The 13,808-nt window shown below is 69.7% G+C and carries 13 protein-coding genes; 4 read left to right on the forward strand and 9 right to left on the reverse strand.

Going from position 1 to position 13,808, the window contains the following annotated elements; translation table 11 throughout:
• Positions 1 to 2 precede the first annotated feature (2 nt).
• From obgE to E0H45_RS29350, 8 genes are all read right to left on the reverse strand, one after another.
• Entirely contained in the window at positions 3 to 1,586 is a 1,584-nt protein-coding gene (gene obgE, locus E0H45_RS29315; RefSeq protein ID WP_131343219.1) for a GTPase ObgE, read from the reverse strand.
• A 140-nt stretch (positions 1,587 to 1,726) separates the two neighbouring features.
• Positions 1,727 to 1,987 (reverse strand): 50S ribosomal protein L27, encoded by a 261-nt coding sequence (gene rpmA, locus E0H45_RS29320; RefSeq protein ID WP_112245816.1) that lies wholly within the window; start codon positions 1,985 to 1,987, stop codon positions 1,727 to 1,729.
• Between the two features lie 12 nt (positions 1,988 to 1,999).
• A complete protein-coding gene (rplU, locus tag E0H45_RS29325; RefSeq protein WP_131343919.1) occupies positions 2,000 to 2,317 on the reverse strand; it encodes a 50S ribosomal protein L21 in 318 nt (105 codons plus the stop codon).
• Between the two features lie 171 nt (positions 2,318 to 2,488).
• Positions 2,489 to 5,911, reverse strand: coding sequence for an Rne/Rng family ribonuclease (locus E0H45_RS29330; RefSeq protein ID WP_131343221.1), 3,423 nt, complete (start codon positions 5,909 to 5,911; stop codon positions 2,489 to 2,491).
• A 153-nt stretch (positions 5,912 to 6,064) separates the two neighbouring features.
• On the reverse strand, positions 6,065 to 6,892 hold the full coding sequence (locus tag E0H45_RS29335; protein WP_131343223.1) for a TIGR03936 family radical SAM-associated protein: 828 nt from the start codon (positions 6,890 to 6,892) through the stop codon (positions 6,065 to 6,067).
• 23 nt (positions 6,893 to 6,915) lie between these two features.
• Positions 6,916 to 7,791 carry a hypothetical protein gene (locus E0H45_RS29340; protein ID WP_131343225.1) on the reverse strand — a complete coding sequence of 292 codons (876 nt, stop codon included), beginning with the start codon at positions 7,789 to 7,791 and terminating at the stop codon, positions 6,916 to 6,918.
• Positions 7,792 to 7,851: 60 nt separating this feature from the next.
• A complete protein-coding gene (locus tag E0H45_RS29345) occupies positions 7,852 to 8,352 on the reverse strand; it encodes an anthrone oxygenase family protein (RefSeq protein WP_131343227.1) in 501 nt (166 codons plus the stop codon).
• 102 nt (positions 8,353 to 8,454) lie between these two features.
• Positions 8,455 to 10,695, reverse strand: a complete 2,241-nt coding sequence (locus tag E0H45_RS29350; RefSeq protein ID WP_131343229.1) for a M64 family metallopeptidase — start codon at positions 10,693 to 10,695, stop codon at positions 8,455 to 8,457.
• A gap of 180 nt (positions 10,696 to 10,875) precedes the next feature.
• Between E0H45_RS29350 and E0H45_RS29355 the strand changes: the two genes are divergently transcribed.
• From E0H45_RS29355 to E0H45_RS42985, 4 genes are read left to right on the forward strand one after another with little or no spacing between them, the layout of a single operon-like run.
• A complete protein-coding gene (locus tag E0H45_RS29355; protein WP_130381086.1) occupies positions 10,876 to 11,673 on the forward strand; it encodes a lysophospholipid acyltransferase family protein in 798 nt (265 codons plus the stop codon).
• Positions 11,674 to 11,712: 39 nt separating this feature from the next.
• Complete coding sequence (locus tag E0H45_RS29360; RefSeq protein ID WP_131343231.1) at positions 11,713 to 12,591, forward strand: prephenate dehydratase; 879 nt, start codon at positions 11,713 to 11,715, stop codon at positions 12,589 to 12,591.
• Positions 12,592 to 12,939: a P-loop NTPase family protein gene (locus tag E0H45_RS42980; protein ID WP_202872553.1), complete on the forward strand. Its 348-nt coding sequence runs from the start codon at positions 12,592 to 12,594 to the stop codon at positions 12,937 to 12,939.
• The gene (locus tag E0H45_RS42985; protein ID WP_202872554.1) at positions 12,927 to 13,205 is read left to right on the forward strand and encodes a hypothetical protein; all 279 of its coding nucleotides are present in this window, start codon (positions 12,927 to 12,929) and stop codon (positions 13,203 to 13,205) included. The genes E0H45_RS42980 and E0H45_RS42985 overlap by 13 nt, the downstream gene beginning before the upstream one ends.
• An 84-nt stretch (positions 13,206 to 13,289) precedes the next feature.
• Here E0H45_RS42985 and E0H45_RS29370 read toward each other — a convergent pair whose 3' ends face one another.
• Positions 13,290 to 13,706, reverse strand: coding sequence for an NUDIX domain-containing protein (locus E0H45_RS29370; protein ID WP_131343233.1), 417 nt, complete (start codon positions 13,704 to 13,706; stop codon positions 13,290 to 13,292).
• Between the last annotated feature and the right edge of the window lie 102 nt (positions 13,707 to 13,808).

Genomic DNA, 13,808 nt, shown 5'->3' on the forward strand with positions numbered 1-13,808 from the left:
GATCAACCGTTCTGGTCGAGTTCCTCCTGCGCCGCCAGCTCGCGCGCCTCTTTGCGCGCCAGCTTCGCCGCAGCGTCCGCTGCTCGCTTCGCCTCGGCCGGGGACAGGTCGACCTCGTCGGCGTCCCAGTTCTGGCCGTACTCCGACCAGTCCTCGGTCCGCTCGCCCTCCCGGAAGGCGTGGTACTCGGTGTCCTTCGCCCGCCGCCGCTGCGCCGCGGGACGATCCTCCTCGAGCCGGTGGTCCTCACCGCGCCGGGCGAGGATCTCCGCACCGGCCATGACGTCGGGCGCGAAGTCGAACACGATCGCGTTCGGCCCGTCCCCGATCACGACCGCGTCGCCCGGGTTCGCACCGAGCTTGAGCAGCTCCTCCTCGACCCCGAGCCGGTTCAGCCGGTCGGCGAGGTACCCGGTCGCCTCCGCGTTCGCGAAGTCGGTCTGCTTCACCCAGCGCTCGGGCTTCTGGCCCTGCACCAGCCAGCCGCCGTCGTCCGGCAGCTTCTTCACCTTGAACTCGGGTCCGCCCTGTGCCTGCGGCCGGATCACGATCCGCGTGGTGTCGGGCTTCGCCTGCTCCGCACGCCGCCGTACGACGATCTCGGCCATCGCGAACTTCAAGGCCTCCAGGCCTTCGTGCGAAGCGGTCGAGATCGGGAACACCCGGTACCCGCGCTCCGCCAGCTCGGCCTGCACCATCTCAGCGATCTCGCGGGCGTCCGGTACGTCGATCTTGTTCAGGGCAACGAGTCGCGGCCGGTCCTCGAGCCCGCCGTGCGCCTCGAGCTCCGCCTCGATCGTGTCGAGGTCGCTCAACGGGTCCCGGCCCGGCTCGTACGTCGCGCAGTCGATGACATGCACCAGCGCCGCGCACCGCTCCACGTGCCGCAGGAAGTCGTGCCCGAGCCCGCGCCCCTCGCTCGCACCCTCGATCAGACCGGGTACGTCGGCGACGGTGAACGTGGTGTCACCGGCAACGACCACGCCGAGGTTCGGGATCAGGGTGGTGAACGGGTAGTCGGCGATCTTCGGCCGCGCGCGGCTGATCGCGGCGATCAGCGACGACTTGCCGGCGCTCGGGAACCCGACCAGGCCGACGTCGGCGACGACCTTCAGCTCCAGGACGAGGGTGCGTTCCTCGCCCTCTTCACCGAGCAGCGCGAACCCGGGCGCCTTCCGCGAGCTGCTCGCCAGCGCCGCGTTGCCCAGACCGCCCTTGCCGCCCTGCGCCGCAACGAACTCCGCACCCGGTCCGACGAGATCGGCCAGTACGTAGCCGTTCGCCGCACTGATGACGGTGCCGTCCGGGACCGGCAGCACGACGTCGCCGCCATTGGCCCCGGCCTGGTTGTCACCCTTGCCCTGGGCACCGTTCGTGGCGGTGCGGTGGCTGGAGCGGTGGTAGTCGACGAGCGTCGTGACGTCCGGGTCGACGCGCAGGATCACGCTGCCGCCGTCGCCGCCGTTCCCGCCGTCGGGGCCGCCGAGCGGCTTGAACTTCTCCCGGTGCACCGAGGCGCAGCCGTTTCCGCCGCGGCCCGCGGTGACATGCACCGTAACGCGGTCGACGAAGCTGGGGATGGCCATCGGTGTTCTCTACTTCCTGTCGTCCCCCCGCCCTCCGAGCGGAGCGGGGAGTCTGATGCTTCATACACAGCAAAAGGGCGGGTACGCGGTATTCCGCGACCCGCCCTTTGCAGAGCTGCTGATACGTCCGGGTGGCGGTGTTACTCCGCCGGGGCCGGGACGATGTTGACGACGCGGCGACCGCGCCGGGTGCCGAACTCCACGTGGCCCTCGGCCAGCGCGAACAGCGTGTCGTCGCCGCCACGGCCGACCAGGTTGCCCGGGTGGAAGTGGGTGCCGCGCTGACGGACGATGATCTCGCCGGCGTTGACCAGCTGACCGCCGAACCGCTTCACGCCGAGGCGCTGGGCGTTGGAGTCGCGACCGTTACGGGTCGACGCTGCTCCCTTTTTGTGTGCCATGTCTTGATCAGCTCACTTCTTCTTCGCGTCGATCGCGGTGACCTTGACCTGGGTGTAGTGCTGACGGTGCCCCTGGCGCTTGCGGTAACCGGTCTTGTTCTTGTACTTGAGGATGTGGATCTTGGGGCCCTTGGTGCGGCCCAGAACCTCGGCCGACACGGCCACCTTGGCCAGCGCCGCAGCGTCGGCCGTCACGGTGTCGCCATCCACGACGAGGACCGCCGGCAGCGACACAGTGTCGCCCACCTGGTCGGTCAGGCTGTCGATCTCGATGACATCGCCGACGGCGACCTTCTGCTGGGTGCCGCCACTGCGCACGATCGCGTACACCGTGGATCTCACTCTCTGCTGGATCGGAAAACTAACGGGGGCCTGCACAGACCTGGCGGCCCACACAAACATGGCACGCGGAACCGCGCGCCGACGCTCAAGTTTACGGGTCCCGTCACAAGCGGGTCAAACTGGCTTGCCCGCCCGCTGCGGGACCCGTGTCACATCGCGTCAGCTACCGGTGGTGACGAGCTCCGAGGGTTCGGTCGTTTCACTGTCGGTAGCGGTCTTGCTCCGGCTGCGGCTGCTACGCCGCCGCCGGGTGGTCTTCGGGGCGCCGTTCTGCGTGGCGTCCGATGCTTCGGCAGCCGGTGCCTCAGCGGTCTCCGAGGCGGCCTGGGTGGCCGTCTCCGGAGCCGGGAAGCCGGTGGCCTCCGGGCTCACGTGCTCGTCGGCGCCGGCGGACACCGGGTAGCCGGTGGGTTCCGGCGTACCGTCGGTCTGCTCGTCCGCCTTCGCGGAGGCGGCGGCGATCTGGGCCAGCTTCTGGGCGGCGTCGCCGTTGTGCTGCGCCGCCTCGGGCTCGGTGGTCGGCTCGTCCTCGCCCCGTCCCTTGCCGCGGCGGCGGCGCGAACTCTTCCGGCCGCCCTCCTCCGCCTGCGCGGGCTTCTGGTCCTGACCGTTGCCGTTGCTCTGGCCGTTGTTCTGGCCGTTGCGGCCGTCGCGGCGACGGGACTCCTTGGGCTCGTCGTGCAGGATCAGCCCGCGGCCACCGCAGTGGTCGCAGTTCTCGCTGAACGCCTCGAGCAGGCCGGTGCCGATCCGCTTCCGGGTCATCTGGACCAGGCCGAGCGAGGTGACCTCGGCCACCTGGTGCTTGGTCCGGTCGCGGCCCAGGCACTCGACCAGCCGGCGCAGCACCAGGTCCCGGTTCGACTCGAGCACCATGTCGATGAAGTCGATGACGATGATGCCGCCGATGTCGCGGAGCCGGAGCTGCCGGACGATCTCCTCGGCCGCCTCCAGGTTGTTCTTGGTGACGGTCTCCTCGAGGTTGCCGCCGGACCCGGTGAACTTGCCGGTGTTCACGTCGACGACCGTCATCGCCTCGGTGCGGTCGATGATCAGCGAACCGCCGGACGGCAGCCAGACCTTACGGTCCAGCGCCTTCTTGATCTGCTCGTCGATCCGGTAGTCCGAGAAGACGTCGCTCTGGGCCTTCTCGAGCCGGTCGACCAGGTGCGGCGCGACGCCCTCGACGTACTCCCGGACCTGGTCGTAGGCACGGTCGCCGGAGACGACCAGCTTGGCGAAGTCCTCGGTGAACAGATCCCGTACGACGCGGATCAGCAGGTCGGGCTCGCCGTACAGCAGCTGCGGGGCCTGACCGTTCTTGGACTTCTTGTCGATCTCGTCCCAGGCGGCCTGCAGGCGGCTGACGTCGGAGGTCAGCTCCTCCTCCGAGGCACCCTCGGCGGCGGTCCGGACGATCACGCCGGCCTCGTCGGGGACGATGTCCTTGAGGATCGTCTTCAGCCGGCTCCGCTCGGTGTCGGGCAGCTTGCGGCTGATGCCGCCGTTGCCGCCGCGCGGGACGTACACGACGTACCGGCCGGGCAGGCTGATCTGGTTCGTGAGGCGGGCGCCCTTGTGGCCGATCGGGTCCTTGGTCACCTGGACCAGGACCGACTGACCGGACTTCAGCACCTGCTCGATCTTGCGGGGGCCGTTGGCGCCACCAAGGGTCGCCCAGTCCACCTCGCCGGCGTACAGCACCGCGTTGCGGCCCTTGCCGATGTCGATGAACGCGGCCTCCATGCTGGGCAGCACGTTCTGCACGCGACCGAGGTACACGTTGCCGATCAGCGAGGTCTGCTCCGCGGTCGTCACGTAGTGCTCGACCAGGACGTTGTCCTCGGAAACGGCGATCTGGGTCACGTCCTCGCGGGACCGGATCACCATCGTCCGCTCGACCGACTCGCGCCGGGCCAGGAACTCGGCCTCGGTGACGATCGGTGCGCGGCGGCGGCCGGCGGCGCGGCCCTCGCGGCGACGCTGCTTCTTCGCCTCGAGACGGGTCGAGCCCTCGATCGCGGTGACCTCGTTCGCGCTGTTCTTGCTGCGCGGCTCACGGACCCGCACGACGGTCTCGTCCGGGTCGTCCGGGGACGTCGCGGCGTCCTCGCCCTTGCGGCGGCGACGCCGGCGGCGACGGCGGGACGAACTGCTACCCGCCTCGCCGTCCTCGTCCGTGTCAGCCTCGGCGTCGGAGTCGGAGTCAGCGGTCTGGGCGTCGGTGTCCTGCTCGGACTCGTCGTCCTGGTCGTCGTCGGACTGCTCGTCGGCGCTGTCGTCCGCGCCGTCCGCGTCACCGGACTTGCGACGACGGCGACCGCCACGACGACGGCGGCGACGACGGGTGCCCTCCTCGCCGTCCTCACCCTGGCCGTCGGCGGTGCTGTCGGCAGCCTCCGCGTCGGCGTCAGTGTCGTCGGTGTCGGTGTCGGTCTCGTCGCTCTTGGCGGCGGCCCTCGTCCGGGCGTTGGCTCGGCGACTGGACCGGCCTTCGGTCTTCGGGGCGGCCTCGCCATCGGCCTCGGCGGTCACGGCCTGCGGCTGTGCGTCGTCGGTGGTCGGCTCGGCCGCGTTCTCGCGGGCCTCGGCGTCGCGGCCGCGACGGCTCCGGCGGCGGCGCGTGCCGGTCGGCTGCTCGTCGACACCCGGCTCCGGGGCGCTCTGGGTTGCCGCATCCGCCGTGTCCGCCGCGCCGCTCGCCGCCTGGGCGGGCTGGGCCGTCTTGGACTGGCCGGACCTGGGCTGGGTCGCCTTGGACTGGGTGGTCTTCGCGGTCGCGGTCTCGTCGGCCTGCGGTACGTCGGTCGGCGCCTGGAACAGCACCGCCGCCGCGGCAGCCGGCCGACGGCGGGAACGCCGGGTGCTCGGCGCCTCGGCCTGCGTCTCGGAGTTCACGGAAGCCGCGGCCTCGGGAGCCGTCTGAGTCACGGGAGCCGCCGCCTGAGCGTCGGGAGCCGTGGTCGGGGCGTCGGACGCCGCGGAGTCGGCCGGTGCCGCGGCGGACTTCGTCGTACGGCGCCGAGAGCTGCGCTGCGCAGCCGGTGCCTCAGCCGCAGCACCCGAAGCGCCGCCGTGCTCGCCGATCCCGGGGTTCGCCGAGGAACCGGGGTTCGCGGTCGCAGAGGCGTCAGCGGAGGCGTCGGTCGCCGGGGTCGCGGCGGCCTTCTTGGTCGTGCGCTTGCGGGTGGTCTTCTTGGCCGGAGCAGTCGCCTCGGCCGTAGCGGCCTCGGCGGTGGGCTCCGCGGGCGGCGCGAACAGCTCCGGGAACGTGTCCTGGGAGGCGGCCTTCTTCGTGGTGCGCTTGGCCGTCTTCTTGGCGGTCGCGGCGGTCTTGGCGGGGCTCTGCGCCGCCTTCTTGGCCGGAGCCTTCTTCGCGGTCGCCTTGGCAGCCGTCTTCTTCGCGGTCTTCTTGGCCGGCTCAGCGGCCTCCGCGGCGGGCTCGGCCGTCTTCTTCGCGGCGCGCTTGCGCGTCGTGGTGGTCTTCTTCGCGGCGGCCGTCTTCGCAGTCTTGCGAGTGGCGGCGGACTGGGCGGGGGCAGCCGTTCCGGCTGCTTCGGTGGTCGGCTCGTTGTCGAGCATGTAGTGCGGGTCTCCTCAAGCCTTCCGGCGCATCCGGCGACCCCTGTCACGGGTCCGGCGCAGCCACAAGGCGGTCACGGTTCGCCTCACCGGCCCTCAGATGGTGCACGGGCGCGGTACGGCGGAAGCCTGCTGGATCCGCTCCGCCCGCGCTCAGGGCACAGAGGGAGCGGCGGCGTCGCCCTCCGCTGTGTGCGTCTGGCGGGGATCTGCCTGGCCGGTCGCGGTCGCCTGGTTGGCGTCGCGGTCACGAGCGAGCGGATCTTCCACCGTGCCGGTGTCCGTGGTAAGCGGGCCCTGGGCGAGCCTGGTCAAAAGAGCCGGGCCCGTCACCGGGAGCGTCGCTACCTCGAGCACGCCGGCGAGAACGTCGTCGGGTCTCACGGCCGGGGTTCCGTGCCGTAACACCACTTGCAGTATCGCACACGCCGCAACCGGCCCCGGTTCACTCGCGACGGTGAGTCGGAGAACAGCAGCCCGACAGTCGAACGAGCGAAGCCCTCGTTTGGTCATGCGCTCGACCAGAATTTCGTCCTTTTCGAGGAACGTCCGCACCGCTGCGGCGGCTGCCTCCGGATCCGCTCCCGGCAACGCGATCTGCCACTCACTGGCCTCCAGCCGCTCGGCCAGCGCCCCCGGCCCGGCGACGACCACCTCGAGGACGTCCAGACCGGGCGGCAGCGCCTCGTCCAGGGCGGCCCGGACCTGGTCGGCGTCCCGCTCGTGTGTGAGCGATATCTCCAGATACTCCGCCTCGGAGGCGGCCCCGGTCGGCGCGGCACCGGCGTACGAGATCTTCGGGTGCGGGCTGAAACCGTGCGAGAACGCCACCGGGAGCTCGGCGCGCCGTACGGCGCGCTCGAACGCCCGCTGGAAGTCGCGGTGTGAGGTGAATCGCAGCCGCCCACGCTTGGCGAACCTCACCCGCAACTTCTGGACCGCGGGAAGCTGCTGCGACGGCGGAGCTTGAACTGGTGGCACGCGCACAGTCTCTCAGAACCCGATCACTCCGACGGGGCGTACCGCGCCTCCGGCTCGAAGGCCGGCTCGGCCTCGGGATCGAGCTCGACGTGAACGACGCCTCGGAGGTCGTCGAAGACGACGACCCGGCTGCCGTCCGCGGGCACCCGGTCGGGCGAGGTCCGCATCCGCGCCCGAACCTCGTGGGAGCCGGCGGGCGAGTCGTACGCGATCGTGACCTCCAGTTCGGGGTTGTTCCCGAGCCAGAGCACGATGCGGCCGAGCTTCACCGTCCCGGCGTACCGGCGCCCGTCGCGCCGCAGTCGCTCGATGGTCACCTGACGCTGCCGTGCGTGCAGCAGTGCCGACGGCAGCCGAACCGCCACGGTGACGAACCAGAGGCCCGTCACCACCGCCACGACCGCCGAGATCGCGATGGCCTCGGTGCCGATCAGGCCGTGGACGGTACGCCGGAACATCTCGGACGGGTCGGGCGCGACGGCGGTGACGACCGAAAGACCGGCACCGACGGACATCCCGGCCAGGACCGGGGCCGCCCTGAACAACCCGGCTGCCCGGCGCTGCCCGAGCTGTTGCCGCGCCTGTTCGGTCTGATCGACCGTGACGTGGAGGACCAAGTAGCCCACGACGACCGCCGCGGCGATGAACCAGCCGGTCGGGAGGTTGCCGGGGACATCGACCGCACAGGTATCGGCCGGCGCGGAGGTCCCTCCACACAACCACGACGTACCCAGCAGGCTCACGGCGCCCCAGCCCAGGAAGCACAAGACCGCCGTGACCAGCAGGCGTGCCGTCACGCGTCCAGGTCGCTCACCAGGGGCGAGTCCGGTGATGCGGGATGTCTTGTCGGTGGTCGAGAAGACCGGCCGATGGTCCCACCAGTCCGTCGAGTCCTCCACCTGTGCCTCCCCAGGTCGCGATTCGCGACGAACCGTACCTGGAAATAACTGCAAATAAGGTCACGGCTGGGCGGCGGACTTTCCGGTCAGGTAGAGGGCCCAGCCGAGCAAGCCGAACGAGACCAGCGCGAGCAGGGTCCGGACCAGGTTGAAGGCCACCCATTTGGACTCGTCGAACGCCGCGCGGGCCGCCGCGACGTCGATCGTCGCCGGGTCGCCGGCCGCCTTCAGCGCATCGTTCAACGGGACGTTCACCGCCATCGTGAGGATCATCGTGACCAGGTACAGCACGAACGCGACCGCGATCCACGGCAGCGCGTTCTCCTTGAGGCTGAGCAGGCCGGCGAGCCCTGTGAAGAGCAGTGCGCCGACGAAACCGAGGCCGAGGAACAGCGGGTTCACGATCGCCCGGTCGACGGCCGTGAAGGCCGCGACGAAAGTCTTGTCGTCGGTCTTCGCGAGGCCGGGCATGAACGCGTTCGCGTAGATCCCGTACACCCCGGCCACCAGGCCCGTCGTCATCGTGGCCGCCATCAACGAAGCCACCCGCAGTCCGTTCACTCTCACTCCTTCGGTACGGCGGGAAGTCCCCGCACCGAGAAAGTTAGAGGACCCCGGGCGCCGGGAACATGTCGGCGAAACTCACCTGCATGTCCGCCCGGCTCAGAGCTTCGCGCACTGCCCGGAGCGCGGCCCGGAGACCCGGTTCGGTGCCTGCAAGTTGGTCGGCGCCGGGGTGTTGGCCGAACAGGTGAGCGGACCGTTGACGGTGTTCCCGGCGAGCGCGACCGGGTCGGTTGTGCGGCTGTTCGTGACGGATAGCGGTCCCTGGACGGTGCTGCCGACCGCGACCAGGCTGCGGGTGATGCCGCTCGCGCTGACCGGCCCGCCGATCGTGGAACGCAGCAGGTGCAGGTCGGCTGCCCGATCGGCACGGACAGGGCCGTTGACTCGCGAATCGGTGGCAACGAGGGACGCGCCTGCGGCGACCAGGACAGCGCCCTTGACGGTCGCGTCGGTCAGGCACGTGACGCCTTTGCTGAGGTACAGCGGTCCGTCGTGCACCCCGGTGAGTGTCGTCGTACACGCTGGTGCCGGACGCAAGAGCGTGACCGCGAACCGGCGCGGGTCGCCGACGTTGCCGGTGGCATCGATAGCGCGGTACTCGACCTGATGACGCCCGTACCCAGGCGGTACGTCGTCCCACGGCACAATCCGCGGTACGCCGAGCTTGCCGTACACGAGCTGGTCGATCGCGGTCCCCTCGGCGGTGAACCGGAACGGCGCGGACGCATCGGTCGGCCAGCCGTAGTAGTTGTACCAACCGTCCCCGTCGACGCGGAACTCCAGTACGACGTACCCCGCGCTGTCGTCCGTCGCGGCCAGACCCATCGTGAACGCGTCGTTGTAGATGTACTCCGGCCCGCTCGATTTCTGCACGGTGAGCAGCGGTTTCGACATCGTCGACGTCACGACCGGTTGTACGCCGTCGACGTCCCAGCTGAGTGTTTCGGAGCCGGACTGCGCGGTCAGCGTGTGCCGCCCGGTCAGCTTCAGCGGTGCGAGATCGAGGTCGCGGTCGTTGCCCGGGTTCGCGACCGTCCGGCCGTCGACCTTCCAGGTGATGGCCCCGACGGACTGCTGGGTCTCGGCGTACACGACCTCGTCGGCACCGACCGGGTGCTCGGTCGACGTGGACCCGGTGAACGTCGGCTCAAACGATTGCGCAGCGGCTGGGAGGGAGGGGTCGACGGTCCACGAGCGAGTGGCCGTCGGGCGTACGGCGGGATCGCGGATGAACTCGGTCGGGTCGACGATCGTCGCGGAAAGCGTGTGCGGCCCGGGCGCGAGGTCGAGCGTGGACAGGTCGACGGTACGGGCGTTCGCGGTCGGCAGCGCCGTACCGTCGACGGCCCAGGTCACGTCGAGCTCATGGTCGACCGGGTGCAAGGTCTGCAGCCAAACGACCTGGTCAGCGGCGACCGGGCCGGCCGGAGCGCTGTCCTGGAAAAGGTTCGCCTTGGCGGAGAGGCGTTGGGTCATCCGCTCGCGCGACGGCTGATCGAAGTAGTAGCCGAGGGCCTTCATCATCGAGTGCGCACTGGGCCGCCAGACGCCCGATCCGGCGTACATGCCGCCCTCGTAGCGGCCGATCGTGCCGCCGGACTCGGACTTCTCCCCCAGCCAGCGCCACCACTTCGTGTGCCGCTCCAGCATTTGCTGCTCGGTCAGCAACGTGTGGTGGATCGAGGAAGGTTCAGGACCTTGGTACGGCGCACCGCGCTCGCCGCGGGCGTAGTAGTCGTACTCGTCCTGCAGCCCGCCGAGCGAGTGCCCGAGCTCGTGCGGCGTGATCAGGGCGGAGAGCGCGTTGCCCCCGGACGCCGTGGCGTACGTCCCGCCCGCACCGCCGTAGGTGTCGCTGTTGCCGATAGCAAGGATCTGCCGGTTGGCGCTCGTGGTCCCCGCAACGAGGTCGGCGTACTGCGTCGCGGCCGCCTGGCTGACCGTCAGCAGGCGCTGGACGCTACCCGGGTTGCACCCGCCCCAGAATCCCATCTGCAGCGGGGTGTCGCGCTTCGGGTCGGTCAGACCGGGATCGCAGTCGACGCCGGACTCGGGGGACGCGATCTCGACGGCGTACACATTGACGTAGTTCCGGTACGACTTGAACGGCTCGATGCTCCAGAGGATGTTCAGGTGCTTGTCGAGCTGCTCGCGGAACTTCGGCAGCTCGGCCGCCGTGTAGCCGTCGCCCATCACCACCAGGTTGAACCGCGACGCCGCCGGGCCGGTCACCTGGATCGGTACGACGGTCGCGTCCGGGGCGGCCGCTCTCGCGGGCAGGGTTATCAGGACCCCAGCTAGCAGTGCTAGGACTGCGGTCAGGCGCTTCGTGCGCATGGTTCTCTCCCCCACCTGGGCGACGGTGCCGTGAGCAGCTTACGAAGGCCGGCCGCGGAGTGTGAGGAGTTCCCGCGTGGCGACGTACGAGCCAACCGGGCGATCGTGCGGCATCATGAGGGGTCGGGGAACGCGTGAGGCTGCGTGACCTCTTGCGTGACCTCTACGGAAGGGACACCGATGACGGAACCGGCACAGTCGCCGCGGCGGGAGCCGGACCCTGCGGTCGTGGATGCCGGCGACGGCGACGGCAAGGGCATCTACTGGGTGCTGAAGAACGTGGTCGTCGGACCGCCGGTACGGCGGATCTTCCGGCCGAACGTGGTCGGCGCCGAGAACATCCCGGAGACCGGCGCCGCGATCATCGCCAGCAACCATCTGTCGTACTCCGACTGGATCTTCATGCCGCTGGTGCTGCGGCGGCGAGTCACGTTCGTGGCGAAATCCGACTACTTCACGGGGGCCGGCATCAAGGGCCGGTTCCAGCGCGGGTTCTTCAAGGGCACCGGCCAGGTGCCGATCGACCGCTCCGGCGGGTCGGCGTCCGAGGGCGCGATGCGGGCCGGGATGAAGGTGCTGGAGCGCGGCGAGCTGTTCGGGATCTACCCGGAGGGCACCCGCTCGCACGACGGGCGGCTGTACAAGGGCCGGACCGGCGTCGCTCGGCTGGCGCTCGAGGCCAAGGTGCCGGTGATCCCGTGCGGCGTGATCGGGACCGACGTGGTCGCCCCGCCCGGGAAGATCGTCGCGTCGTTCGCCTCGCCGACGGTGAAGTTCGGTGAGCCGCTGGACTTCTCCCGGTACGAGGGCATGGAGAGCGACCGGCTGATCCTGCGGGCGGTCACCGACGAGATCATGTACAAGATCATGGAGCTGTCCGGGCAGGAGTACCTCGACATGTACGCCACCAAGGCGAAGGCGCTCGAGGGCCGCGCGGTGACCGGGACGCCGGAGAAGGTCCGCAAGTCGGACACCTGATCCGGGTACTGAGATCCGAGGGGTCTACCCTGGGAGATCGTGGACGGACCGATCGCTTATCAGGGTGAGCCAGGCGCCAACTCGGCGATGGCGTGCACCGACATGTTCCCGGACCGCGAGCAGTTGCCCTGCACGACGTTCGAGGACGCGCTCGAGGCGGTCAGCAGCGGACGTGCCGGACTCGCGATGATCCCGGTGGACAACTCGATCGCCGGCCGGGTCGCGGACATCCATCACCTGCTGCCGGAGTCCGGGCTGCACATCGTCGGTGAGTACTTCCTGCCGATCCACTTCCAGTTGCTCGGTGTTCCCGGTACGTCGCTCGACCAGATCCGCACCGTTCGCAGCCATGTGCACGCGCTCGGGCAGTGCCGGAAGATCATCCGCGAGCACGGGTGGTCGACGGTCGTAGCCGACGACACCGCCGGTGCTGCGCGGGAGGTGTCGGAGCTGGGTGATCCGACCGTCGCGTCCCTGTCGCCGCGGGCCGCGGCCGGGCTGTACGGGCTCGAGACGCTGGCCTCCGACGTCGAGGACGAGCACCACAACACGACCCGCTTCCTGGTCCTGTCCCGCGAACCCGAGGTCCCGCCGGTCGGGTCCGGTCCGACCATCACGTCGTTCGTCTACCGCGTGCGGAACGTGTCCGCCGCGCTGTACAAGGCCCTCGGCGGCTTCGCGACCAACAGCGTCAACATGACCAAGCTGGAGTCGTACCAGTTGGGCGGCATGTTCTTCGCCACCCAGTTCTACGCCGACATCGAAGGCCATCCCGAGGACCCGAACGTAGCGCTGGCCCTCGAGGAACTCGCCTTCTTCTCGGTAGAGGTCCGCATCCTCGGCGTCTACCCCGCCAACGAGTTCCGCGCCCAAATAGCCGAACCCGCCGCCAACCGAGCCCTCCGCCCCCACCACTAGATGGGCTCGCTGCACGACGTCCGCGTGGTGCTGGTCGGTGGGACCTCGAACGTCGGGAAGTCGACGGTTGCCCAGGTTCTGGCAGGGAGACTCGGGTTCGACTACCTGTCCACGGACAAGCTCGGCCGGCATCCCGGGCGGCCGTGGGCCACACCGAACCACGAGGTTCCGGCGCATGTCGTCGAGCACTATCGGTCCTTCACCGGCGAGCAGCTGGTCGACGCTCTGCTCGCCCACTACGAGCGGATGTGGCCGCGGATCGAGGAGCTGGTCACGAGTCGTCAACTGCGGCGGCGGGGTTGGTGCTCGAGGGATCCGGGGTCTGGCCCGCAAACGTGGCGCGGCTGACCACGCCGTACACCCCTGCTGTCTGGCTCAGCGCGAATGAGCGTGTCCTGGCGGCCCGCATGCACTGCACCAGCAGGTACGACGATCTGCCCGCCGAGGGCCGCTACTTGGTCGACAAGTTCCTCGCCCGGTCGCTCGGCTACCAGACGAGAATGCTCGCCGTCGTCGACCAACTCGCCCTGAACCACCTCGACGTCACCGAACCCCGCTCCCCCGAACAACTCGCCAACGAGATCCTCGACTCGGTCACCACTCACCCCGGCTAACCCGGCACACCCCCAAGGCACTGGGAACAGGCTATTGCGTGTCCCCACTACCCATCGGTTGTTCCCAGTTGGAGGCCGAGCAGGTCAGAGAGCCAGGACGGCGTGTACGACGGGGCTCAAGTGGGTCTCGTCGTCGGTGCGGGTGTTGAACCAGCGGCAGCCGGCCGTGTCCGGGGAGGTGATCGCGGCCGGTGCGGTGGTTGGCCGCGGTAGGTCGAGGTAGACGCCGTGGTGGTGGAAGTTGATGGGTTCGCCGGTGGAGGTCGTTCGGACGTGTAGGGCGAAGGGCTTGAAGTGGCCGGCTGCGGTCAGGTGAAGGCCGAGCTCTTCGTGGAGTTCGCGTTCCAGGGTTTCTGGCCACGACTCCCCCGGTTCGGGGCTGCCGCCGGGGAGGTCCAGGAGGCCGGTGTACGGGCCGCGGGTCTTGTGGACCAGGAGGATGCGGTCCGCGTCGCGGATCCGCGCGTAGACGCCGAAGTGGTGCTGCGGTGCCGGGTCCATCGAGGGATGGTAATTCGCGGCGGCGCGGATGTGCTCGGAATAGGGTCGCGGGGTGGAGATCTTGACGGTTGATGGGCGGGATGTTGGGGCTTTTCGGCGGTT

It is taken from the genome of Kribbella soli (genome assembly GCF_004331345.1).
Classification (GTDB): domain Bacteria; phylum Actinomycetota; class Actinomycetes; order Propionibacteriales; family Kribbellaceae; genus Kribbella; species Kribbella soli.